This window comes from Pseudomonadota bacterium, from assembly GCA_016195085.1.
Classification (GTDB): Bacteria; Pseudomonadota; Alphaproteobacteria; order SHVZ01; family SHVZ01; genus JACQAG01.
The window spans coordinates 24,096-45,997 of the sequence record JACQAG010000094.1 but is presented as its reverse complement, the minus strand read 5'-3'; the positions used below and the strand labels follow the sequence as shown (position 1 = coordinate 45,997).

At 66.2% G+C, this 21,902-nt stretch carries 18 protein-coding genes; 9 read left to right on the top strand and 9 right to left on the bottom strand.

Annotation, left to right across the window (positions count from 1 at the left end):
- Window positions 1–85: 85 nt before the first annotated feature.
- The 3 genes from HY058_22740 to HY058_22730 all read right to left on the bottom strand — a co-directional run bounded on the left by HY058_22740 (window position 86) and on the right by HY058_22730 (window position 4,825).
- Window positions 86–3,274, bottom strand: a complete 3,189-nt coding sequence (locus tag HY058_22740) for a glycosyl hydrolase (protein MBI3500122.1) — start codon at window positions 3,272–3,274, stop codon at window positions 86–88.
- 192 nt (window positions 3,275–3,466) lie between these two features.
- Window positions 3,467–3,703 carry a hypothetical protein gene (locus HY058_22735; protein MBI3500121.1) on the bottom strand — a complete coding sequence of 79 codons (237 nt, stop codon included), beginning with the start codon at window positions 3,701–3,703 and terminating at the stop codon, window positions 3,467–3,469.
- A gap of 210 nt (window positions 3,704–3,913) precedes the next feature.
- The gene (locus tag HY058_22730; GenBank protein MBI3500120.1) at window positions 3,914–4,825 is read right to left on the bottom strand and encodes a hypothetical protein; all 912 of its coding nucleotides are present in this window, start codon (window positions 4,823–4,825) and stop codon (window positions 3,914–3,916) included.
- A 158-nt stretch (window positions 4,826–4,983) separates the two neighbouring features.
- Between HY058_22730 and HY058_22725 the strand changes: the two genes are divergently transcribed.
- Window positions 4,984–6,258, top strand: a complete 1,275-nt coding sequence (locus HY058_22725; protein ID MBI3500119.1) for an alpha/beta fold hydrolase — start codon at window positions 4,984–4,986, stop codon at window positions 6,256–6,258.
- 21 nt (window positions 6,259–6,279) lie between these two features.
- Here HY058_22725 and HY058_22720 read toward each other — a convergent pair whose 3' ends face one another.
- Window positions 6,280–6,903 carry a TetR/AcrR family transcriptional regulator gene (locus HY058_22720; GenBank protein MBI3500118.1) on the bottom strand — a complete coding sequence of 208 codons (624 nt, stop codon included), beginning with the start codon at window positions 6,901–6,903 and terminating at the stop codon, window positions 6,280–6,282.
- 185 nt (window positions 6,904–7,088) lie between these two features.
- Here HY058_22720 and HY058_22715 point away from each other — a divergent pair, with 185 nt between their 5' ends.
- Complete coding sequence (locus tag HY058_22715; protein ID MBI3500117.1) at window positions 7,089–8,372, top strand: MFS transporter; 1,284 nt, start codon at window positions 7,089–7,091, stop codon at window positions 8,370–8,372.
- A gap of 39 nt (window positions 8,373–8,411) precedes the next feature.
- Here HY058_22715 and HY058_22710 read toward each other — a convergent pair whose 3' ends face one another.
- A complete protein-coding gene (locus HY058_22710) occupies window positions 8,412–9,674 on the bottom strand; it encodes a hypothetical protein (protein MBI3500116.1) in 1,263 nt (420 codons plus the stop codon).
- 171 nt (window positions 9,675–9,845) lie between these two features.
- Here HY058_22710 and HY058_22705 point away from each other — a divergent pair, with 171 nt between their 5' ends.
- Complete coding sequence (locus tag HY058_22705; GenBank protein ID MBI3500115.1) at window positions 9,846–10,538, top strand: glutathione S-transferase family protein; 693 nt, start codon at window positions 9,846–9,848, stop codon at window positions 10,536–10,538.
- 42 nt (window positions 10,539–10,580) lie between these two features.
- Here HY058_22705 and HY058_22700 read toward each other — a convergent pair whose 3' ends face one another.
- Window positions 10,581–10,922: a type II toxin-antitoxin system RelE/ParE family toxin gene (locus HY058_22700; protein MBI3500114.1), complete on the bottom strand. Its 342-nt coding sequence runs from the start codon at window positions 10,920–10,922 to the stop codon at window positions 10,581–10,583.
- Window positions 10,885–11,163 (bottom strand): type II toxin-antitoxin system ParD family antitoxin, encoded by a 279-nt coding sequence (locus HY058_22695; GenBank protein MBI3500113.1) that lies wholly within the window; start codon window positions 11,161–11,163, stop codon window positions 10,885–10,887. Before HY058_22695 ends, HY058_22700 begins: the two co-directional genes overlap by 38 nt.
- A gap of 232 nt (window positions 11,164–11,395) precedes the next feature.
- Between HY058_22695 and HY058_22690 the strand changes: the two genes are divergently transcribed.
- Both HY058_22690 and HY058_22685 read left to right on the top strand, forming a co-directional pair.
- Window positions 11,396–12,535 carry a cobalamin-independent methionine synthase II family protein gene (locus HY058_22690; protein MBI3500112.1) on the top strand — a complete coding sequence of 380 codons (1,140 nt, stop codon included), beginning with the start codon at window positions 11,396–11,398 and terminating at the stop codon, window positions 12,533–12,535.
- A gap of 84 nt (window positions 12,536–12,619) precedes the next feature.
- Complete coding sequence (locus tag HY058_22685) at window positions 12,620–14,197, top strand: ABC transporter substrate-binding protein (GenBank protein MBI3500111.1); 1,578 nt, start codon at window positions 12,620–12,622, stop codon at window positions 14,195–14,197.
- Window positions 14,198–14,228: 31 nt separating this feature from the next.
- On the opposite strand, the gene gltA is transcribed toward HY058_22685, so the two are convergent.
- A complete protein-coding gene (gltA, locus tag HY058_22680; GenBank protein MBI3500110.1) occupies window positions 14,229–15,563 on the bottom strand; it encodes a citrate (Si)-synthase in 1,335 nt (444 codons plus the stop codon).
- Between the two features lie 88 nt (window positions 15,564–15,651).
- Between gltA and HY058_22675 the strand changes: the two genes are divergently transcribed.
- A complete protein-coding gene (locus HY058_22675) occupies window positions 15,652–16,914 on the top strand; it encodes a MerR family transcriptional regulator (GenBank protein ID MBI3500109.1) in 1,263 nt (420 codons plus the stop codon).
- Window positions 16,915–16,949: 35 nt separating this feature from the next.
- On the opposite strand, the gene HY058_22670 is transcribed toward HY058_22675, so the two are convergent.
- Window positions 16,950–17,381 (bottom strand): VOC family protein, encoded by a 432-nt coding sequence (locus HY058_22670; GenBank protein MBI3500108.1) that lies wholly within the window; start codon window positions 17,379–17,381, stop codon window positions 16,950–16,952.
- 180 nt (window positions 17,382–17,561) lie between these two features.
- On the opposite strand from HY058_22670, the gene HY058_22665 reads away from it, so the two are divergent.
- The 3 genes from HY058_22665 (at window position 17,562) to HY058_22655 (ending at window position 21,897) form a co-directional block, all read left to right on the top strand.
- Window positions 17,562–18,635 carry a substrate-binding domain-containing protein gene (locus HY058_22665; protein ID MBI3500107.1) on the top strand — a complete coding sequence of 358 codons (1,074 nt, stop codon included), beginning with the start codon at window positions 17,562–17,564 and terminating at the stop codon, window positions 18,633–18,635.
- Between the two features lie 236 nt (window positions 18,636–18,871).
- Window positions 18,872–21,094, top strand: a complete 2,223-nt coding sequence (locus HY058_22660) for an ABC transporter permease (protein ID MBI3500106.1) — start codon at window positions 18,872–18,874, stop codon at window positions 21,092–21,094.
- Entirely contained in the window at window positions 21,091–21,897 is an 807-nt protein-coding gene (locus HY058_22655; GenBank protein MBI3500105.1) for a sugar ABC transporter ATP-binding protein, read from the top strand. The genes HY058_22660 and HY058_22655 overlap by 4 nt, the downstream gene beginning before the upstream one ends.
- Window positions 21,898–21,902 lie beyond the last annotated feature (5 nt).

Here is a 21,902-nt window from a genome sequence, read left to right as displayed (position 1 = left end):
AGGCTCCACGAGGGAGCCACCATGCAATCGGCGCTCCTATCCAGTCAAGTCTCCGGCCCAATGCGGCTCTGCCGGCCCGGTCGCGTCACGTCGCGATGCCGAGGAGCTCGATGCCGGCGGATCTGAGCAACGCGTTCACCGCGGCCACGTCCTCTTTGATCGCGGCGTCGAGCTTACCGATCTCGGCATCGGCCTTGGACATGATCTCGTCGGCAACCTGGCGGGCTTGCTGCGTGGGTTCCGCATCGGCGATGGCGACGACGCCGATCACATCGACCAGAGTATCGTTGAGACCCGCCGGGTTCCGAAGCACGTCTCTTGGCGTTTCCCGCTTGATGTCCACCAAGACCCCTTCGATCGCTTCGAGCCGTCCAACCAGCGCTACCGCCTGATCGCCAAGGGGCTTGTCTTTATCGCCGAGCCGCTTCTGCAGCTCGCCCGCTTGCCGCTTAAGGAGACGGATCCGGTTGACCGCGTCGTTCACCGCCGAGAGCTTTCCGTAGAGCGTCTGCAGCAGGGCGAACTGCTCGGCGAAGGCCTTCTCCGTAGTCTCGACGCGCGGATCCTTCACCACGGCGAAGCTCGCCGCATGGGATTCGCCGCCGGCCTCCAGCACCACGCCATAGGAGCCGGGCACGACCACGGGTCCGCTGGGATCCTCGCCTTCGCTCGCGAACGGCTTGTACTTCCTGACCAGGAGCGACGGGTCCAGCTTATTCGGGCCCTGATGCTTCAGGTCCCAGACGAAGCGGTTGAGGCCCGCCTTGGTGCCCGGCCGCTTGTGGTGCGGGGCGTCCTTGTTGTCGCTCGCGAAGCGAATGACGGTCTGGCCTGCTGCATCCCGGAAGGAGAGGCTGACCGGCCCGTCCGCGTCCTTGGGAAGCCAGTAATAGACGATGGCGCCGTTGGGCGGGTTCTCGCCGACGTCGAGATAGGTGCGAAGGCGGCTGCCGTCCGCCTTCTCGAACGATTCGGTGCTGGCGCCGATGCCGAAGGCGGGACTGTAGCTGATGCCGGTCTTGGTGAAGTACAGACCGGCACTCCAGGCGAGCTTCGTGCGAATGGTGGGGCGCGGGGTCAGGAGCCGCATCGCCTGCCGATCTGCGGCCATTTCGCGCAATGGCGTCACATCGTCCAGGATCCAGAACGATCGGCCATGGGTCGCGGCCACGAGATCGCTTCCCTTCAGCTTCAGATCGTAAACCGGGGCGACCGGAAGCCCTCCGCCCATCCGCGACCAATTGACGCCATCGTCGAGGCTGAAAAAGATTCCGGTTTCCGTGCCGACATAGAGAAGCCCCGGCCGAACCGGGTCGGCGCGCACCACGCGGGTGATCTCTCCCTTGGGAAAGTCGCCGTCGATCGACTGCCAGCTCTTGCCGCCGTCCTTGGTTCGGAAGAGGTAGGGCTCGTAGTCGGCGAGCTTGAAGCGCGTGGCGGAAACGTAAACGGTGTCCGCATCGTGCGGCGAAATCTCGACGCAGCCGACATAAGCCAGCTCCGGCATGGTCTTCGGCGTCACGTTCTTCCACTGGGCGCCGGCATCCCTTGTCACGTGCACAAGACCGTCATCGGTGGAGGCCCAGATCTCGCCCTGGCGATGCCGGGACTCCACGACCGAGGCACAGGTCGCATGCACCTCGGCGCCGGCCGTGTCGTGGGTGAGTGGTCCGCCGGAATAATCCTGCCGGCTCAAATCGTTCAGGCTGAGATCGGGAGAGATGCGGGTCCAGCTCATGCCCTCATTGCGGGTTCTGAAGACGCAGTTGCCGCCGGCGTAGAGCGTCTTCGTGTCATGGGGAGAGAAGACCAGCGGAAACGTCCAAGCGAACCGGTATTTCATGTTCTTCGGCGCGATCCCGGTCGATTCCTCCGGCCAGACGTTGACGAGCTGCATCTGCCGGGTTCGATGATCGTAGCGCTGCAGCGCGCCGGCGCCGCCGGGACTGGAGCCGACCGCCCCGCAATAGACGATGTTGGGGTCGTCGGGGTGAACCGCGATGAAGCCGCTCTCGCCGGTGCCGGGATAGGTGCAGTCGCCGAGCGTGATGACGCTCCACTCGGACGCGCTCGGCACCGAGATCGAGGTGTTGTCCTGCTGGGTTGCATAGACCCGGTAGGGATGCTGATTGTCGATGTCCATCCGATAGAATTGAGCGGTCTTCTGGTTGTAGATCGACGACCAGCTGCGGCCGCCGTTGAAGGACACGCAGGCGCCGCCGTCATTGCCCTCGATCATCCGCTTCGGATCGGCAGGATCGATCCAGAGATCGTGATTGTCGCCGTGCGGCGTCGTCACCTCGAAGAAGCTCGCCCCGCCGTCGGTCGACTTCCACATCTGATAATTGGTCACATAGACCGTATCGGCTTGCCCGGGATCCGCGAACACATGGGTGTAGTACCAGGGCCGGTGCATGAGATCGCGATTGGGCGAGATTTGGACCCAATTGTCGCCGTAGTCGTTGGTTCGGTACAAACCGGTCTTCTCGCCTTCCGCCTCGATCAGCGCATAGACGCGGCCCGACTGCGCCGGCGAAACGGCAACGCCGAGCTTGCCGAGAAGGCCCGTGGGCAAGCCGTAGCGTCCGGAGATCTCTTCCCAGCTATCGCCGCCGTCGAACGACCGGAACAGGCCGCTTCCGGGGCCGCCGCTGTTCAGGTTCCAGAAGCTGCGCCGAGCCTGCCAAAAGGCGGCGAACAGAATCCTGGGATTGTTCGGATCCATGGCAATGTCGACGGCGCCGGCATCGGGGCTTCGATACAGCACCTTTTCCCAGGTCTTGCCGCCGTCCTTGGAGCGAAACACGCCACGCTCCTCATTGGCCCCGAAGGCGTCGCCCAAGGCCGCCACATAGACTAGATCCGGATCATTGGGGTGGACGCAGATCTTGCCGATGTGCCGGGTTTCCTTGAGGCCGACATGGGACCAGGTTCGCCCCGCATCGGCCGACTTGTACACACCATCGCCGTAGGAAACATCGAGACGGATCGTGGTCTCGCCGGTGCCGGCGTAGATGACGTTCGCATCCGATCGGGCAACCGCGATGGCACCGATCGTGGCGCTGGTGAAATACCCGTCGGAGACGCACCGCCAATAGACGCCGCCATCGACGGTCTTCCACACGCCGCCGGCACAGGCGCCGAAATAGAACACCATGGCATCGCTTGGATCGCCGGCGACCGCCACCACGCGGCCGCCTCGGGGGGGCCCGATGCAGCGCCATTTCAGGGCCTCGAGGCGTCCGGAATCAGTCAAATGGATTTGCGTCGACATCTGTTTCCTGCCGATGTTTGGGATTGCGGTTGGAGAACGGCATTCGGGGCGTCAGGCGCAGCCCACGGGCTGTCATCGCCTGCAGGGAGGGAGCTCGATCGGCCTCCATCGGGAGGTCCGGGCGGAATGTTAGTTCATGGTCGGACTTTGATCCAGCCGTCGCGTGGCCGGCGGGCTGGGATTCTGGGCGCTTCAGCCGCCCGGTCGTGCCGAGGGCCCGTCCTTGAGCTTGGACCGCAGCGTCTCCAGGATCTCCTCGGAGAGCGCCAGGTCGGCTTCCTTGACGCCGCGCGCCCGTTTCTTCGCGCGCGACGCCGTCCGTCCCGATAGCTGGCGCCCCGATGGCCGGATCGCCTGGCCGAGGGCATCGAAGTAGCGCCGCACCCCTTCGGCGAAGCGCCGGCGGATGACGACAGCAAATCGACGCACCGCGGCCTCGATCTCGGCACGATCAACCCGATGACGCTGAAATACGATCGGGGGTCCGATACGGCGTCCTACGTCACCGATCGGGCCCGGGGCCGTCGCCGGCAGACTTTCGATGTGAACCGGCGCGGCGCTTTGACCGGGTTGGGGTCGAGCGCCGCGCCGATCCGCATCGTTCGGGTTGAAGACCGTCCCGTCCGCCGGCTTTCCGCCTCAGCAGAAGCCCGGCGCGATCTGCTGCAGTTTGGCGCCGCTTTCCGGGCTGAGCGCGCGGACGGTTCCGAGATAGTTCGGATGGCTCATGCCCGACCCGATGAACGTCCAGCGCTGCGCCTGGTGTTGCTGCTGGGTTAGCTCCTCGCGCTCCGCCTCGCTCAACAGCCGGCCGGTTGCCTCGGTGAAGGCTTCGAGATCGAAAGCGACCTGCTGCTTGAGGCCGCCATCGATCATGCCGCCGATCTCGAGATAGCCGTCGACCGCCTTCGCGATCTCCTCCTTCGAGCAATGGCCGGCCAGCTCCTCCACCATCAGAGTGTCGAGCTTGGTGTGCTGCGCCTCCTCCATCCAATGGTGCTTGAGCAGGCTCTTGAATTGCGCGTCCAGCGCCGTGTCGTCCTTCACGCTGTCGACATAGTGCCGCTGGGTCATCCATTCGATGTGCAGGGTCAGCAATGCGACCGATAGCGGGTGGTGGGCGAGCACCGCCTTGGCGATCGCGTCGGGCGGCCCGATCACCTTGCACATGGTGCCGAAGCCGGCCTCGAACTCGGACCGGAACCGCTTGAACAGATCGATATGCTTTGCCTCCTCGCCGGCGAACTGCAGAAAGGCGCGGGTGCGCATGTCGTCGCCCGCGAGCCGCGGGCGCGTATGGTCGAGGACGAACGGCAGGATGAACTCCTCGACCAGCCCGAAGATGTAGAGATAGCCATTGCCCCGGATCTGGTTCAGGACCACCTTCTCGTCTTCGCCGAGGAAGGCGATGGGCGCGATGCGCGCCAGCGACTCCGGCAGGAACGGATTGCCGAAGCTGAGCCGCTTGTCGCCGCCGATGATGTCCTCGATGCGCCAATTGATGCGCTGGGACGCAGCGAGCGTCGCCGCGTAGCTGTAACCGTGCTGCATGCTTGGGCCTCCTTCGTTGGTCCGCCCGTGGGGCGGCAGCGATGAGGCTAGGCCGCAAGCGCGCCGGCTTGCTTGCAGAGCTCCTGGAGAAATCATGGAGATAGCGAGTTATTTTGCCTCCGATTGTCATTCGGTAGCGCTTGTGGAAGATTGCACCGATGGCCAGCTCGACGCCGAAGGGGCCCGGGTCGTCGGCGCCCCGCATCTGTTTCGGGACCTGCGAGCTGGACCTCGAAGCCTACGAGCTGCGGCGCAACGGCCAATCGCAGCCGATCGAGCCGCAGGTCTTCGATCTGCTGGCCTATCTGGCGCAGCATCCCGGTCGCCTGATCACCAAGGACGAGCTCATCGAGCAGGTCTGGCGTGGTCGGATCGTATCCGATGCCGCGCTATCGAGCCGCATCAAGTCGGCGCGGCGAGCGATCGGCGACGATGGGGAGCACCAACGCCTCATCCGCACCGTGCATGGACGCGGCTTCCGCTTCGCAGCGGAGCTAGCTGCGTCGGAGCCGATGCCGGCCGTGCCGAACGAGGCGCCGCCACCGGCGCCGACTGCGATGGGGTCGCCTGCCGGTCGAGACCCCGAATTGCCCAGCGGCGCGCAGGAGATTCGCTTCTGCCGAACCACGGACGGCGTGAGGCTTGCCTATTCGCAGATCGGAGCGGGTCCGCCCTTGGTCAAGACCGGCAACTGGCTGACCCATCTCGAATATGACCTGCAGAGCCCGATCTGGCGGCATCTCTATCGCGAGCTCTCCCGGGACCACACCCTGGTGCGCTACGATGCGCGAGGCAATGGGCTTTCCGATCGCGAGATCGAGGTGAGTCTCGAGGCGTTCGTCACCGATCTGGAGGCGGTCGTCGACGCGGCGGGCCTGGAGGAATTCTCTCTCTTCGGCATATCGCAAGGCTGCGCCGTGTCGGTTGCCTACGCCGTCCGGCATCCCGACCGGGTGAGACACCTCATCCTTTACGGCGGCTATGCGGAAGGCTGGAACAAGCGATCGCGAACCGCGCTCGAGAGCGAGCAATACGCCGCCATGCTGACCTTGATCCGCGTCGGCTGGGGCCAGGAGCACGCCACCTTCCGCCAGCTCTTCACCTCCGAGTTCATTCCCGGCGGCACCAAGGAGCAAGCCGACTGGTTCAACGAGCTGCAACGGATATCGACCTCGCCTGCGGATGCCGTCAGGAACCAACAGGCGTGCGGCGATATCGACGTTACGGGCCTCTTGTCGAAGGTGACGAGTCCGACCCTGGTGATGCATGCGCGCGACGACGCCTGCGTCCCCTTCGAGCAGGGCCGCCGGCTCGCCGCCGGCATCCCCGGCGCCCGCTTCGTCACCTTGCAGAGCCGCAACCACTTGATCCTCGAAAGCGAGCCGGCCTTTTCGTGCTTTCTGCACGAGATACGAAGCTTTCTTGGCGGCTAGGGCCGACGGCGGTTCGGCGCCTCAGCCGCCCGGCGGTGCCGAGGGTCCGTCCTTGAGCTTGGACCGCAGCGTCTCCAGGATCTCGTCCGAGAGTGTCAGGTCGGCTTCCTTGACACCGCGGGCCAGGAGGAGGCCGCCGACCAGCATGGCGAGCGCGGCGATCGATTGGGCGCGCACCTGCTGCTTCTCGCGCGCGGCCATCCGTCCCGGCGGCCGGATCGCTCGGCCGAGCGCATCCAAGTAGCGCCTGACACCTTCGGCGAAGCGCTGGCGGATGGCCGGTCCCTGGCGCACGGCATCGTTGCTGAGCGCCACCATCGGGCAGACCACGGCGGCATCGCGGTTTTTCTCCGATAGGTAGCGCCGGACATAGTCGGCGAACGCCGCCCGGCGTTCCGGGTCGGGTTTGTCGGCGACATTGCGGAGGAGTGCGGCGACCGCCTTATCGAAGACGAGGTCGCAGGCGGCCGCTTCCAGCTCCTCCTTGGAGGCGAAGTGGTTGTAGAAGCCGCCATGGGTCAAGCCCGCTTCATTCATGAGATCGGCGACGCCGACCCCGTCGAAACCCTTCTCGTTGAAGAGCTGCGCCGCCGCCTCGACGATCCGCACCCGGTTGCCGGCCGCCTCTTCTCTGGTGATGCGCAAGTCGCCGCCCTCCTTGGCAAAACCCGCTCTTGACAGCAATGATGACGATGGTCATCATTGCAACGATGATGCACGTCATCATTAAATACAGGAAGCGGCTCCCTCCGGCAATCGGATTGCGGCAGGAACGGCCGCCGGACAGCACTTTCCCGATCGTCCCCGATCGCCACTAGAAAGGCATCGTCATGCTTGCCCGGCGCTTCGCTGCCCTGCTCGCCGGCCACGACGTCCACTATGCCTGGGTCGTCGTCGCCGTCACCTTCTTGACCACGCTGACGACGGCGGGGGCGGTCGGCATCCCCGGCGCGCTCATCCTGCCGCTCACCCAGGAATTCGGCTGGGACACGGCGGAAATCTCCAGCGCGCTCGCCTTGCGGCTCTTGCTGTTCGGGCTGATGGCGCCGTTCGCAGCCGCACTCATCGAGCGCTATGGCGTGCGCCGGGTGGTGGTGGCGGCGGTCGTGCTGATCGTCGTCGGCCTCGCCGGCGCCTTGGTGATGACGCGGGTCTGGCATCTCGTTCTTGCCTGGGGCCTCATTGTCGGCATCGGCACCGGCATGATCGCACTGGTGCTCTCGGCCATCGTGTCGAACCGCTGGTTCAGCCAGCGCCGCGGGCTGGTCATCGGCCTCCTGACCGCGAGCTCGGCGACCGGCCAGCTGGTCTTCCTGCCGCTCGCCGCCTCGCTCGCCGCCTCGGTCGGCTGGCGCGCCGCGCTGGTGCCGCCCTTGGGCGCGCTCATGCTGGCGGCCCTCTTGGTCGTCCTCTTCCTCCGCGACCGACCCTCGGATGTCGGCCTGGCGGCCTTCGGGGACACGGGCCCGGCGCCGCCGCCGCCCTCAGCCCCGCCCCAGGCCGCCATCCGGCGGGCCTTCCAGGTGCTGGCGGAAGCCTCGGCCAGTCCCGTCTTCTGGATTCTGTTCGCCACCTTCTTCATCTGCGGGCTCTCGACCAACGGCCTCATCCAAACGCATTTCATCCCGCTCTGCGCCGATTTCGGCTTGGCGCCGGTGGCCGGCGCCACGGTGCTGGCGGCGATGGGGATCTTCGACATCATCGGCACCATCGGCTCGGGCTGGCTCTCCGACCGGGTCGACCCCCGCAAACTGCTGTTCTGGTATTACGGGCTCCGCGGCTTGTCGCTCCTCTACCTGCCGTCGTCTTCGTTCAGCCTCTACGGCCTGTCGCTGTTCGCGGTCTTCTATGGGCTCGACTGGATCGCGACCGTGCCGCCGACCGTCAAGATCGCCGCCACTGTCTTCGGCCGCGAGCGGGCCGGCATCGTCTTTGGCTGGGTGTTCACCGCCCACCAGCTGGGAGCGGCGACCGCCGCCTTCGGTGCCGGGCTGTCGCGCACACTGCTCGAGACCTATCTCCCCGCCTTCTATCTTGCGGGTGCGGCTTGCCTCCTGGCCGCGGTCCTGGCGCTTGGGGCCCGCTCCAGCCAACGCCCGGCGGCGCTGGCTTAGGACGTTCGCTCGATCCGCCGCGGGCGGTCTGGTGTCCGATCAGGTCCTATCGGAGCGCAGGCCCGACATCATCGCCTTGACCTTGCGGATGTCGATGCCGGCGGCGGCCTCGGGGGTTTGCTCCTCGGCGGGCGGGTCGGCCGGGGCCGGCTCCGGCGTCGCTCCGGCCGCGGGCGAGTCAGTCGCCGGCGAGGCGGCGGGAGCGGCGTCAGGGCCGGCGGCGGGCGTCGACGCTTCTGGGTCGGTCGGCAGAAGACGGGCGAGTGCCGCCCCCGGCTCCAACTCCGTCTTTCTCGCCGGTGCCGGTTTGCGCGACGGTTCCTTCGGGCCGGCGACGGCGGCGCTGGGGACGGCAGCGCCGCCGATCTCGCTCGGCGGCAGCAAGGTGGTCCGGAACCCCGCTGCCTTGTCGGCGGCCGCGGCCTTGGCCGCCTTGGCGGCGGCCAAGCGGTCGAGCTGCTGGGTCAGCGTATCGCGGCGGTCCTGCGGCTCTTTGGCGGCGGCGGCGGCCTCCGGCTTTACCGACTGCTGCTTGGCGGCGCGTCCGGCGGCACCCTTGCCGGAGACGATCTCACCGGTGGCCTTGTCGATCTCGATATGGGTCAAATCGATGAGCTCGATGTGGTCCACCGCCTGGGCCGTCGCCTCGATGGCGGCCCGGGTCAAGGCCTCCGCCATCCTTTCGGGGTCGACCCGGGCATAGGACGAGCGGATCACCGCTTCCGCCGCCGCGGTGAGGAACGGCCGCAAGGTCGCGACCGTCTCCACCACCGCCTCCACGTCCCGGGCCTTACGCACGACCAAGCTTATATGCAGGCTGTAGCGATGCTTCGTCGTGAGCCCGGCTTCGTCGATCATCACGATGACGGGGTTCTTCAGGCGGATTTTCGGCATCTGCCGGGCCTTGGCCGCCTCTTGGATCCGGGCTTGCTTGCGTCGCTTCGCCCACAGCATGACCAAGTTGAGCAGGATCAAGAGGCCGACCACCGCAACCGCGAAGATGAGCGCCCCGAACACGGAGTTCTTCAAGAGATCGACGAGGCCCCATTCGGCCAGCAGCCCCAGGCTCAGCTCGACATTCTTGTTGCCGGCGAAGAGCCAGATGCGGATCTCCTCCGTCAGCCAATCCGGAAGGTAGTCGCGGAACACGGCAAGACCGGCCAAAATCACCGCGAAGACGTAGACGCCGACGCCGGCGACGATCAGGACCCAAAGGCCGATCGCCGGCAGCCGCTTCTCCATGCCGCGCCAACCCCGGCCGAAGGCACCGCCCATCCGGTCGAGAAGCCGCGCCGGAGTCATGGCTGCAACGGCCGCGAGCGAAGCCCGATCGCCACGCTCATGTCCACGGTGTGATCCCCCATCCCCAAGGGTGTGCCGCAGGGGCAGACGGCCGAGCGCTTGACAATCCGCCCGTCCGCTCCGCTCAATGCGGCACGCCAATTCTGCCTAGATTAGCGCGAGGAGGCCGCCATGGCGACGTATCTGCTTGTCAGCTTCAAAACCTGCCCCTGGGTGCAGCGGGCCGCGATCGTGCTCCGGGAGAAGAAAGTCGCCTTCGAGTTCCGCCACATCGACCCCGACAACCGGCCGGATTGGTTCCTCGCCATCTCGCCCCATAAGAAGGTGCCGGTGCTGCGCATCGACGACCGGATCTCGCTATTCGAATCGAACGCCATTGCCGAGTACCTGGACGAGACGACCCAGCCCCGGCTGCATCCTGACGATCCGGTCGAGCGCGCCGTCAACCGCGCCTGGACCGACTACGTGCCCAGCTTCGCCGAGGCGGTGAGCGGCATCGCCTACGCCGAAAGCGAGGCCGACTACGACAAGGCCGCGGAGAAGATCCCGGTGCCGTTCGAGCGGCTGGAGAAGGCGCTGGAGAGCCGGGGCAGCGGACCCTTGTTCAACGGCGCCCAATACTCGCTGGTTGATGCCGCCTATGCGCCGTTCCTGCAGCGCCACTTCTTCCTCGAGCGGCTGAAGCAGCTCGGCCACATCGATAAATTCCCGCGGCTCAAGGCCTGGGGCGAAACCTTGGTCAAGCGCGCCTCCACCCACTCCTTCCCGCCGGCGGAATTCGAGACGATGTACCGGGACAATCTGAAGCGCCGCAAGCGCTGGGTCGCGCAGTTCGCCGAGGCTTCCAAGGTCGCCGCCGAGTAGGCGGGATCACGTTGGCGGTGAAGCGCCGCTGAGGCCGCCAAGTCACTCGTCGCTCGGGTGCTTTAGGGCGCGTTCGAAGTCCTGTCCGCCATAGAAAATGCGGACGATGGTCACGTCTTCCGTCGATACACGGAACACGATCGTTGCTCGGCGCTCGAACCCCATCGTCCGCAACCCAGGACGAATGTCGTCCCGCGCCGTACCCCGGAGCGGGAAGATTTCGAGCGCCAAACACGCCTTCTCGATGCGCTCGATATAGGCCCCCGCCACGGCGAGGCCCGCTTCGTTGGCGATATACTCGTATAGACCGAATAAATCGGATTCCGCCTGCGGCCGAAAACCGACCTTAAGCCTTTTGCCGCTGGGTCTTCGTTTGCCGGCCATGATGATCGCGAAGCCGCTTGAACACCTCGCGCGCCGGAATGCTGGGCCGCGCGTCGTCGAGCGCCTCGTCCACGCGTTGCCTTAGCCAGTCGGTGACGGCGGCCTCTTCACGATCAAGCGCGCGGACCGCCGCCCGAATGACCTCGCTGGCCGAGGCATAGGCGCCCGACTTCACCCGTGCCTCGACACGTCGTTGAAGATCGCCCAGCGTGACGGTGATCGGTCGGCTCGAACGGGGCATCGAATGCGTTCCTATGCGGGTCATCCTAATATGACACTGTCATACTAAGATCTACGGCGAGAGTACTCAAGGATTCTGGCCGGGGAAGCGGCGTTCGGGGTCGAGCATTGGGGGAGCCCATTCTTGATCCGGCTCCTCCCCGGGCGCACCTTGTCCGGCGCAACCGGGGGAGGAGCAGGGGTAAACCGGGCGTGATGCCTGCACCCGGGCGCCCATGCGGACCGTCATCGCCATGAAGCTATCGACCGATCGCATCCTTACCACCCATGTCGGCAGCTTGCCGCGCTCAGAGGCGGTCTGCGATCTCGTCTTCGCCAAGGAGGCCGGCCGTGCCGTCGATTCGGCCGCCTACGAGAAGACCATCTCCGAAGCCGTCGCCGATGTGGTCAAGCGCCAGGCCGGCTCCGGCGTCGACGTGGTCAGCGATGGCGAGATGAGCAAGATCAGCTACGCCACCTACATCAAGGATCGGCTGACCGGCTTCGAGGGAGACAGCCCGCGACGCATTCCCGCCGATCTCGAAGCCTTCCCCGGCTATGCGGAGCGCGCCCTCAGAGGCGGCGGTCCCCTTTACCGCCGGCCGCGCTGCACCGGGCCGATCCGGATGAAGGACCTCGCCCCGGTGCGCGCGGACATCGCAAACCTGCAGGCAGCGCTCGGACGTGAGCGCGTTGTCGAGGGCTTCATGAATGCGGCCTCGCCCGGCGTCATCGCGATGTTCCAGCCCAACGACCACTATCCGACCCACGAGGCCTATTTGGCCGCACTCGCCGATGCCATGCAGGCGGAATATGAGGAGATCCACCAGGCAGGCCTGGTGCTGCAGATCGACTCGCCGGATCTGGCCGTCGGCCGCCACATGATGTTCAAGTCCGACAGCGAGGATGAGTTCCTCCGCCATGCCGAGCTTCATGTCGAGGCCCTCAACCACGCCTTGCGCAACGTGCCGCCATCCCAGGTCCGGCTGCATGTCTGCTGGGGCAACTACGAGGGGCCGCATCATTGCGACATCGATCTCGACCGCATCCTGCCGATCGTGCTGAAGGCCCGCGTGCAAATCCTCTCCTTCGAAGCGGCCAATCCCCGCCATGCCCATGAATGGGCGGTGTTCAAGGAAATGAAGCTGCCGGACGACAAGGTGTTGATGCCGGGGCTCATCGACTCCTGCACCAACTACGTCGAGCACCCGAAGCTGGTGGCGGAACGGATCTGCCGCTTCGCCGAGATCGTCGGCCGCGAGCGGGTGTTGGCCGGGACCGATTGCGGCTTTTCCACCTTCGCCGGCGTCGGCCGCGTCGATCCCGACGTGGTCTACGCCAAGCTCAATTCATTGGCCGAGGGAGCCGCCATCGCCTCCGACCGGTTGTGGTGAAGGGCGCTGCAGATCGGCAAGACCGAGGCCATGCTAGTGTCCGTCGCCCGCACGAATGACGACATCGCTTGGGGGAGGCGTCCCATGCAGCTGAAATCGGCAGTCGTTGGCGGCGTCGCTCTCCTCGCCCTGATGACGGCGATGGGCGAGACAAGCGCCGACACCAAGGTGATCAAGGTGGTGCCGCACGCCGATCTCCGCGTGCTGGACCCGCATCTGGCCACACCGCTCATCACCAAGATGCATGGCGCGCTCGTCTACGAGACGCTGCTCACCTGGGACTCGAAGCTCGCGGTGAAGCCGATGGCGGCCGAGTCGATGATCGTCTCCGCCGACCGCCTCACCTACACCTTCACGCTACGCCCGGGCATGAGCTTCCATGACGGATCGCCGGTCCGCTCCCAGGACGTGATCCAGTCCTTGAAGCGCTGGATGGCCCGCGACACCTTGGGCACAAGGCTCAACCGCGTCATCGCCGGCTTCGAAGTCGTCAGCGAAAGCACCTTCCGCGTGAAGCTGACCGAGCCTTATGGCTTCGTCGAGTTCACGCTTGGCGCGGTCGGCGCGCTGTTGCCGCAGATCATGCGCGAGAAGGACGCGCTGACCGATGCCAACACCCAGGTGAGCGAGATCGTCGGCTCGGGGCCGTTCAGCTTCGCGCGCGGCGAATGGGTCCCCGGCGCCAAGGTGGTTTATCTCCGCAACCCCGGCTATCAGCCGCGGAGCGAGCCGACGGACGGGCTCGCCGGCGCCCGAATCGTCCAGGTGGACCGGGTGGAGTGGATCATCATTCCCGACCCGGCGACGGTGGCGGCCGCGCTCGGCGCCGGCGAGGTGGATTTCTGGGACACCGTCGCCCTGGATCAGCTGCCGACCTTGGCCAAGAACAAGGACATCGTCATCGGCAAGCTGGTGCCGCTACCCTATGTCGGCAATATCCGCATGAACCAGATCGAGCCGCCCTTCCAGGATGTCCGCATTCGCCGGGTGGTGGCGGCGCTGGTCGATCAGGGCGAGTTCATGGCCGCGGCGGTCGGCGATCCCGCCTGGTATTCGACCTGCCTTTCCTATTTCGTCTGCGGCTCGCCCAACGCGACGCTCGCCGGCTCCGAGCTCTACGCCAAGCCTGATCTCGCCCGGGCGAAGCGGATGCTGGCGGAATCCGGCTACAAGGGCGAGAAGGTGGTGATCCTCGGCACCAAGGAGCTGGCGCCGATCGGCGGCATGGTCGAGGTCTTGACCCAGCGCATGAAGGAGGTCGGCTTCAGCGTCGAACTGCAGATGATGGCCTGGGGCGTGCTGACGACGATGATCAACAAATACCCGCCCGACTCCGGCAGCTGGAGCATCTTCGCCACATATTCCACCGGCGGCGTCATGCACCATCCGCTGACCAACATCTTCGCCGACACCAATTGCGAGGCGAAGAACGTCGCCGGCTGGCCTTGCGACCGCGAGGCCATGCGCCTGAAGACCGAGTATCTCGCGGCCAAGGATGCAAGCACTGGGAAGGCGGCGCTGGAGGCCCTCCACCGCCGGCTCTGGGAAGTGGTGGTCTATGTGCCGAGCGGCCAGTTCGACGCGCCCTTCGCCTGGCGGAAGACTCTCGATGGCGTCGGGCTGATGGCGCTGCCGGTGTTCCGGAACATGACGAAGAACTAGGTCGGCCCCGGCTGCCGCCGATGAGCGCAGGTCACCCCACCTTCGGCTGGTGCCGGGTTCGGGCGTCCGGGGGAACGAAAGCGCGCTCGGCTTCGCCCATATAGAGCTGGCGCGGGCGCACGATCTTGCTGTCGGGATCGGTGATCATCTCGATCCAATGGGCGATCCAGCCCACCGTGCGGGCGACCGCGAACAAGGGCGTGAACATCGCCGTCGGCAGCCCGATGGTCCGGAGGATGATGCCGGAATAGAAATCGACATTGGGATAGAGCTTGCGCTCGACGAAATACTCGTCCTCGAGCGCGATGCGTTCCAGCTCCATGGCGAGCTTGAAGAAGGGATCCTCGCGCTTGTCATAGGCGTCGAGCACCTCGTAGCAGAATTGCCTGAGCACCTTGGCGCGCGGGTCATAGCTCTTGTAGACCCGGTGGCCGAATCCCATCAGCCGATAGGGATCGTTCTTGTCCTTGGCGCGCCTGAGGATCTCGGGGATGCGCTCGACGCTGCCGATCTCTTCGAGGGTCGCGAGGACTCCCTCATTGGCGCCGCCGTGGAGCGGGCCCCAGAGCGAGGCTATGCCGGCGGCGATGCAGGCATAGGGATTGGCGCGGCTGGAGCCGACGGCGCGCACGATCGAGGTGGAGGCGTTCTGCTCGTGATCGGCCTGGATGATGAGGAAGGCGTTGATGGCCCGCGCCGCCGCCGGCGGCACATGGTAGGTCTCGCAGGGCACCGCGAACAGCATGTTGAGGAAGTTCTCGGCATAGCCCAGATCGTTCCTGGGATAGATGAAAGGCTGGCCGATAGCGTATTTGTGCGCCATGGCGGCGATGGTCGGCATCTTGGCGATGAGCCGGTGCGCGGCGATCTTGCGACTGCCCGGATCGAAGATGTCGAGACCGTCGTGATAGAAGGCCGACAGGGCGCCGACCACTCCGCACATGACCGCCATCGGATGCGCATCGCGGCGGAAGCCGCGATAGATGGCGTGCAGCTGCTCGTGCACCATGGTGTGGTGGGTGATGTCGCTCGCGAAGCGTTCTTTCTGCTCGGGCGTCGGCAGCTCGCCGTTGAGGAGAAGCCAGGCGACTTCGAGATGATCCGCGTTGGCGACGAGCGCATCGATGGGATAGCCCCGGTAAAGCAGGAGCCCCTTCTCGCCATCCACATAGGTGATGGAGGAGCGGCAGATCCCGGTCATCGTCAGGCCGGGATCGAAGCTGTAGTGCCGGGCGGAGCCTTGCTGCCGGCGGAGATCCAACATCGCCGGCCCCATTCTCGGCTCCAGCACGGGGAGCCGCGCGGTCGTTCCCGTGCTGGGATCGGCGATCTCGGCGGTTCGCGGGGGGCTGATCGCGTCTTGCATCGGCGGCGTCCTTCGGATCATCGAAACTAGACGGCGGCCGGTCCGGTGTGTCAATATTGATTATATTGATCAATATTGGAGGCGGGAGATGCTGATCAACGCGCGCGAGGCCTGCCGCAGGCTGGGGGTGAAGCCGGCGACGCTCTATGCCTATGTCAGCCGCGGCTTGATCCAGTCCTCCCTGACCCCGGGCAGCCGCGAGCGGCGCTACCGGGCGGACGAGGTCGAGCGCTTGAAGCGGCTGCGCCACACCGGGCGCGCCCAGAGCCTGGCGCTCAGGCCCTTCGATGCCGATCTGCCGGTCTTGGATTCCGCACTCTGCCTGGTCGAGGACGGGCGCTATTACTATCGCGGCCTGGATGCGACAAAGTTGGCCGCAACCGCCGACCTCGAAGGGATCGCGCGGCTGCTTTGGGGCGTGGGCAGCGGGTCGGATCCCTTCGCCAAGGTCGCGCTGCCCCCGGGCATGGCGAAGATGCTGCGGGGCCTGCCGCCGGCGAGCGCACCCATCGAACGCGCCCGGGCGATGCTGGTCCGGTTGGCGGAGAGCGATCTCAAGGCAGTCGATACCGAGGCCGGGGCGGTGATCCAGACCGGCGCGCGCCTGCTGAGCGCGTTGGTGGCGGCGATCTCAGGGGGTGGATTTCGGGAGGGGGTGAGGATCACCCCCTCCCAGGCCCTCCCCGGGGAGATCGCTGGGGAGGTGCCGGCGCATCTGGCCCTGGCCGGCGCCTGGAAGCTCGATCGAAGCGGCGCCGATCTGGTGCGGCGCTTTCTCGTGCTGATCGCCGATCACGAGCTCAATGTCTCAACCTATGTGGCGCGCTCAGTCGCCTCCGCCGGCGCCACGCCCTACGCGGTGGTGATCGCCGCCTTGGGCGCGCTTTCCGGTCCCCGCCATGGCGGGGCCACGGCCAGCGCCGAGGCGCTCATTGCCGAGCTCATCCGGAGCCCGGATCCCGGAGCGGCCTTGGCCGAGCGCCTGCGCCGCGGCGAAAGCGTGCCGGGCTTCGGCCATCCTCTCTATCCCGCGGGCGATCCCAGGGCGAAGGCGGTGCTGGACGCGCTCGCCGTGGGCCCGCAAGGCCCACGCGTCCAGCGCGTCAATCGGCTGCGCGGCGTGGTTGCGCGCTACGTGGCGAAGCCGCCCAACGTCGATTTCGCCGGTGCTGCGGTCGCCTCCGCTCTCGGCTTGCCCCGGGGTGCCGCGCTCGGCCTGTTTCTGATCGGCCGCTCGGTCGGCTGGATCGCGCATGCCATCGAGCAATACGCGACGGGGCAGCTCATCCGCCCCCGCGCGCGCTACGTGGGCGTGCTGCCGGGCGAGGCGGCCTCGGCCGTGTCGGCGTGACCGGCGCGCTCCTTTCGCTCAGTCACGTGCCTCCTTCAATCATGCGCCCCGGGATCGTAGGTGCCGAAGGTCCAGACATGCCCTTCGGGATCGCGGCAGGTGTAGTCGCGCCCGCCATAGTCCTCATCGACGAGATCGCGGACGATCTTGGCTCCCGCCGCCTTGGCTCGGGCATAGTGAAGGTCGGCGTCGGCGACGACGACATAGATGCCGTGGCTGGAGGCGCCGCCCTGCTCATGCGGCGGCTTCACCATGCGGCCATACTCGTCGTCCCGCGCCGATCCCAGCATGACCATGCCGTTGCCGAAGGAAAGCTGCGCATGGGCGATGGTTCCGTTCTCGCCGGGGACCACGAGATGCTTTTCGAAGCCGAAGGCGCGGCATAGAAACTCGATCGCCGCCGGCGCATCGCGATAGCGCATGGCGGGAATGACGGTTGCGCGCGTGTCCTTCGCCATACCGGTCATCGGCTCCTCCTATGCAAGACGTGTCATCCTAGAACAAAACCAGAACGTGTCGCAAGCGACACAAGAATGACGTCCGCGTGACGGCCGGGGCCTCGCGCTGGTGGCCTCGGCCGGAACATGCTTCGATACCCGCGCTCGTTGAGCCAAGAGCATCGGCATACAGCTCACAGGGAGGAAGACATGTTGCTGTCCATTCGGATCACCGTCGCCGCCGCCGGCATGACGCTGGCTGCGGCTACGGCCAACGCCCAGTCCGGCGCGCTCTCCAAGGCCGTCGGCGGCTACAGCTTCGAAGATGCGGTCAAGGAAGCCCCCACGACCAAGAAAGGCGGCAAGCCGCTCACCTTCGCCATCGTGACCCATACCGCGGGCAACGGCTTCTTCGATCCGACCTATGTCGGCGCCAAGGTCGCGGCGGACGCCGTCGGCATCAAGCTCGTCATGCTGGGCTCGGAAGCGCCGGTCGACGACATTCCGCGCGAGATTCAGATCCTGAACCAGATCATCAACGATCCGACCATCGACGGTGTCATCATGACGACGCCGCAGTCGGGCGCCTATGACGACATCGTCAAGAAGCTGTTCGAGCGCGGCGTCCCGGTGGCGACCACAAACTCCTTCGATCCGAACATCCTGAACCGCTCGCAGATCAGCCACACCGGCCAGGATGCCTCGGCCGCCGCCATCGGCGGCGAGGCCTTGGTGCAGTGCCTGATCAAGAACAATGTGAAAAGCGGCTCCATCATCTTTCCCAACACCACGACCTTGGGCAATGTCGAGGTCAACAACCGCATCACCGCGGCCTTCCAGGCGGTGCTGAAGGGGCTCAAGGCGGCCAACCGCCTCGCCGACTTCAAGGTCGATGCCGGCCCGCAGAACATCGGCATCGACGTTGACAAGGACAACATCGTCGGCTCGATCGTGAGCTTGATCGAGAGCCGCAAGGACGTGGTCGGCGCCTTCGCCGCCAACGGCTTCACCACGCCGGCGCTGGGCGACGCGGTGACACAGCTGAAGCTGAACGGCAAGGTCTGCGCCTATGGCTTCGACCTCGGCCCGAAGCAGCAGGAGCAGCTCAAGTCGGGGGCGCTTGCGGGCGCGCTCGGCCAGCAGCCCTTCCTGCAGGGCTTTTGGCCGGTCATGCAGCTCTATCTGCAAATCGATCGCCATATCGCGGCCGCCAACCTCGACACGCGCGCGCAGCTCGTGACCAAGGAGACCGTGGGCCAGGTGGGCAAGCGCTTCGAGAATTGAGGCGGAATGGATCGGTCGAGCCGGCGGCAGACGATCTCTCGTGTGATGATTCCGAAGTTCGTCGGCGAACTTCGGAATCTGAATCACACGAGATTCAAATGATTAGTGGCCCGCTTGTCCCAGAAATTCGCTGACGAATTTCTGGGGCGGGACACTAGGCCCGCCGCCGGCTCCGCCGGCACGGATTTCGGATGAACGCGCTCTCGAGCCTGGACGGTGCTGCGCCCGCAGCGCGGATGCGCGGCCAAGGTCTCTTCGTCGGCGGCTGGGAGCTGGGCCTTAGCCTCTTCATGGTGCTCCTCTACCTGGCGGGCATCGCCATCAATCCCGGCTTCTTCGGCACCACGGACGCGGTCTCAGCCGTGCTCCGCGATGCCGCCCGCTACGGCGTGCTCGCGGTCGGCATGACCTTCGTGATCGTCAACAAGGAGCTTGATCTCTCGGTCGGCTCGACGCTGGGCATGACCGCCACCGTGTTCTCGATCCTGTTCGCGCCGTCCTATTTCGATCTCGGTGCCGGATCGGCGATCCTCGTCTGCATTGCCGTCGGCCTTGGCGTCGGGCTCATCAACGGCGTGCTGGTGACCATGCTCGAGGTTCCGGCCTTCATCGCCACGCTCACCATGCTGTTCATCGGCCGGGGCATCGTGCTCGGCCTGACCGGCGGCCAGACCATCGCCTACGGCGCCAAGGCGAAGGACTTCGCCGTGTTCTTTCAGCTGGGCGAGACCAACGGACTGGGCTTCAACAATCAGATCCTCGCCTTCTTCATCGTGGCCGCGCTCGGCGCCGTCGCCCTCGCCGCCACGCGCTTCGGCTGGGCCGTCTATGCGACCGGCGGCAATGAGCAGGCGGCGCGCTATGCCGGCATCCCGACCCGCCGGATCCGCATGGGCTCCTATGTCATCTCCTCGCTCGCCGCGGTGCTTGCCGGGCTCATGAACGTCGCCCAGGACAAGGGCATCACCTCGCAATACGGCCAGGGGGCGGAGCTCATCGCCATCGCCGCGGTGATCGTCGGCGGCGCTTCGATCGCCGGCGGCCGCGGCCGGGTTCTCGGCTCGTGCCTCGGCGCCGCCTTGGTGGTGCTCATCGACAAGGTGCTCCGCGAAGGCGTGCCGACCATGCGGGAGATCGACGTCGGCGGCGAGAAACTCCAGGTGGCGGCGCTGGCGCAGCTGCCGCCCGGCGCCGTGCCCGCCTTTCTCGGACTCATACTGATCATCGCGGTGCTGATCGAGCCCTGGCTGCTGCGCGGTCGGGCTCTGCAGCGGTTCTGGGCGTATCTCAGGCGGCGAGCCTTACCGCCGCGCCTGTTCGAAGGCGTGGCCCTGGTCGGCCCGCAGACCAGGGGCTCGGCGGCGCCGCTGGACGCCGGCGAGGCCAAAGGCATCGCGGCCTTGCTGCGGCGGCGGGATGCCGCAGCGATCTTGCTGATGGTGGGCCTCTGGGGCGTGGGCATGTGGCTGAGACCGGATTACTGGGGCGGGCTCGACAACAGCTTCGCCATGCTGCTGGCGTTCTCCGAGGTGGCTTTGCTCGCGGTCGGCCTCACCTTCGTCATGGCTGCCGGCGACATCGATCTTTCCGTCGGCTCGGTGCTGGCGCTGTCGGGCGCCACCGCGGCCTTCCTGATGAAGGAGCTGGGCGCCGACCCGCTGACCGCCGCCGGCGCCGGGTTTGCCGCGGGCGTCGTCGCGGGCCTCGTCAATGGCGGGCTCGTCACCGGTTTCGGGCTGCCCTCCTTCGTGGCGAGCCTCGGCATGTTCTATGTCGCCCGCGGCCTTGCCGCCTGGCTCGTTGCCGGGCGGCAATTGTCGGGATTTCCGGAAACCTTCATCCTCATCGGCCGCGACCTCCACACCGTCCTCGGCGCTGCCGGTCTGGCACCGATGGCCGGCGCCTGGCTGGCGATCACCAAGGCGGTCAGCGTGCAGACGATCTTCGCGCTCCTGGTGGCCGCGCTGGCCGCGCTGGTGCTGGCCATGACCAGCTTCGGACAGATGATCTACGCGACCGGCGGCAACGAGCGCGCCGCCGGCTATGCCGGCATCGACACCAAGCGCGTGCGCTTCATCTCGCTGGTGATATCGGCCGCCGCAGCCGCGGCCGCGGGCATCATCTACGTCGCCTATTACCGCAGCTTCAATCCATCGGCAGGCCAGCTGCGCGAGCTCGACGCCATCGCCGCGGCGGTCATCGGCGGCGCCTCGATCTTCGGCGGCTATGGAACGATCGCAGGCTCGCTCGCCGGCGCCGCGGTCATCACCTTGATCCGCTCGCTCCTGTCCCTGCAGATCATCCTGCCCGACGGCACGTCCTTCGTCATGCCGCAGCATTGGCTCAACGTCTATATCGGATTGATCCTGATCTCGGCGGTCGTCGGCGATATCTGGCTCCGGCAGCACAACGTCGTCGGCCGCTGGCTGGCGTGGTCCCGCAAGCTCGTCTCGGGATGACACAAGTGAACGACGCCGCCGCCCCGCCGCCGCCGCCGATCGTGTCGATGCGCCGCATCCGCAAGAGCTTCGGTCCGGTGCGCGCGCTCTGGGACGTGGATCTCACGCTGTTTGCGGGCGAGGTGCTGGGTCTCGTCGGTGACAATTCCGCCGGCAAGTCGACGCTCATGAAGATCCTGACCGGCGCCTATCAGAAAGACGAAGGCGAGATCGGCATCGACGGCGCGCCGGTCAACTTCAGGAACCCGCACGAAAGCCGCGGGCGCGGCATCGAGATGATCTACCAAGACTTCGCGCTTTGCGGGAACCTGGATGTCGGGCAGAACATCTTCCTCGGCCGCTGGCCGACGCGCTTGGGGATGTTCGTCGACCGCGCCCGCATGTACCGGGACGCGAAATCGGTCCTGAACCGGCTCAGGGTCGATGTGAACTCGGTCTATCAGAGGGTGGAGAGCCTGTCCGGCGGGCGCCAGCAGTCGGTCGCGATCGCGCGCGCGATCTCCTTCCATCCCAAGGTCGTCATTTTCGATGAGCCGACCGCCAATTTGTCCGCGGTCGCCACCCAGCATCTCCTGGAGACCATCCTCGAGCTGAAGCGCCAGGGAGTGGCGCAAGTCATCATCTCCCACCGCCTGACCGACATCTTCGAGGTCGGCGACCGGGTGATGGTCCTGAAGCGCGGCGTCAATGTCGGCGACCGCTCGGTCGCCCGCACCAGCGAAAAGGAGATCCTCGAGCTCATCGTCTCGGGCTCGCCCGAGACCGCGCTCGGCGCCGAGGCGGCGTCGCGGCTTGCTCAGTAGACCTG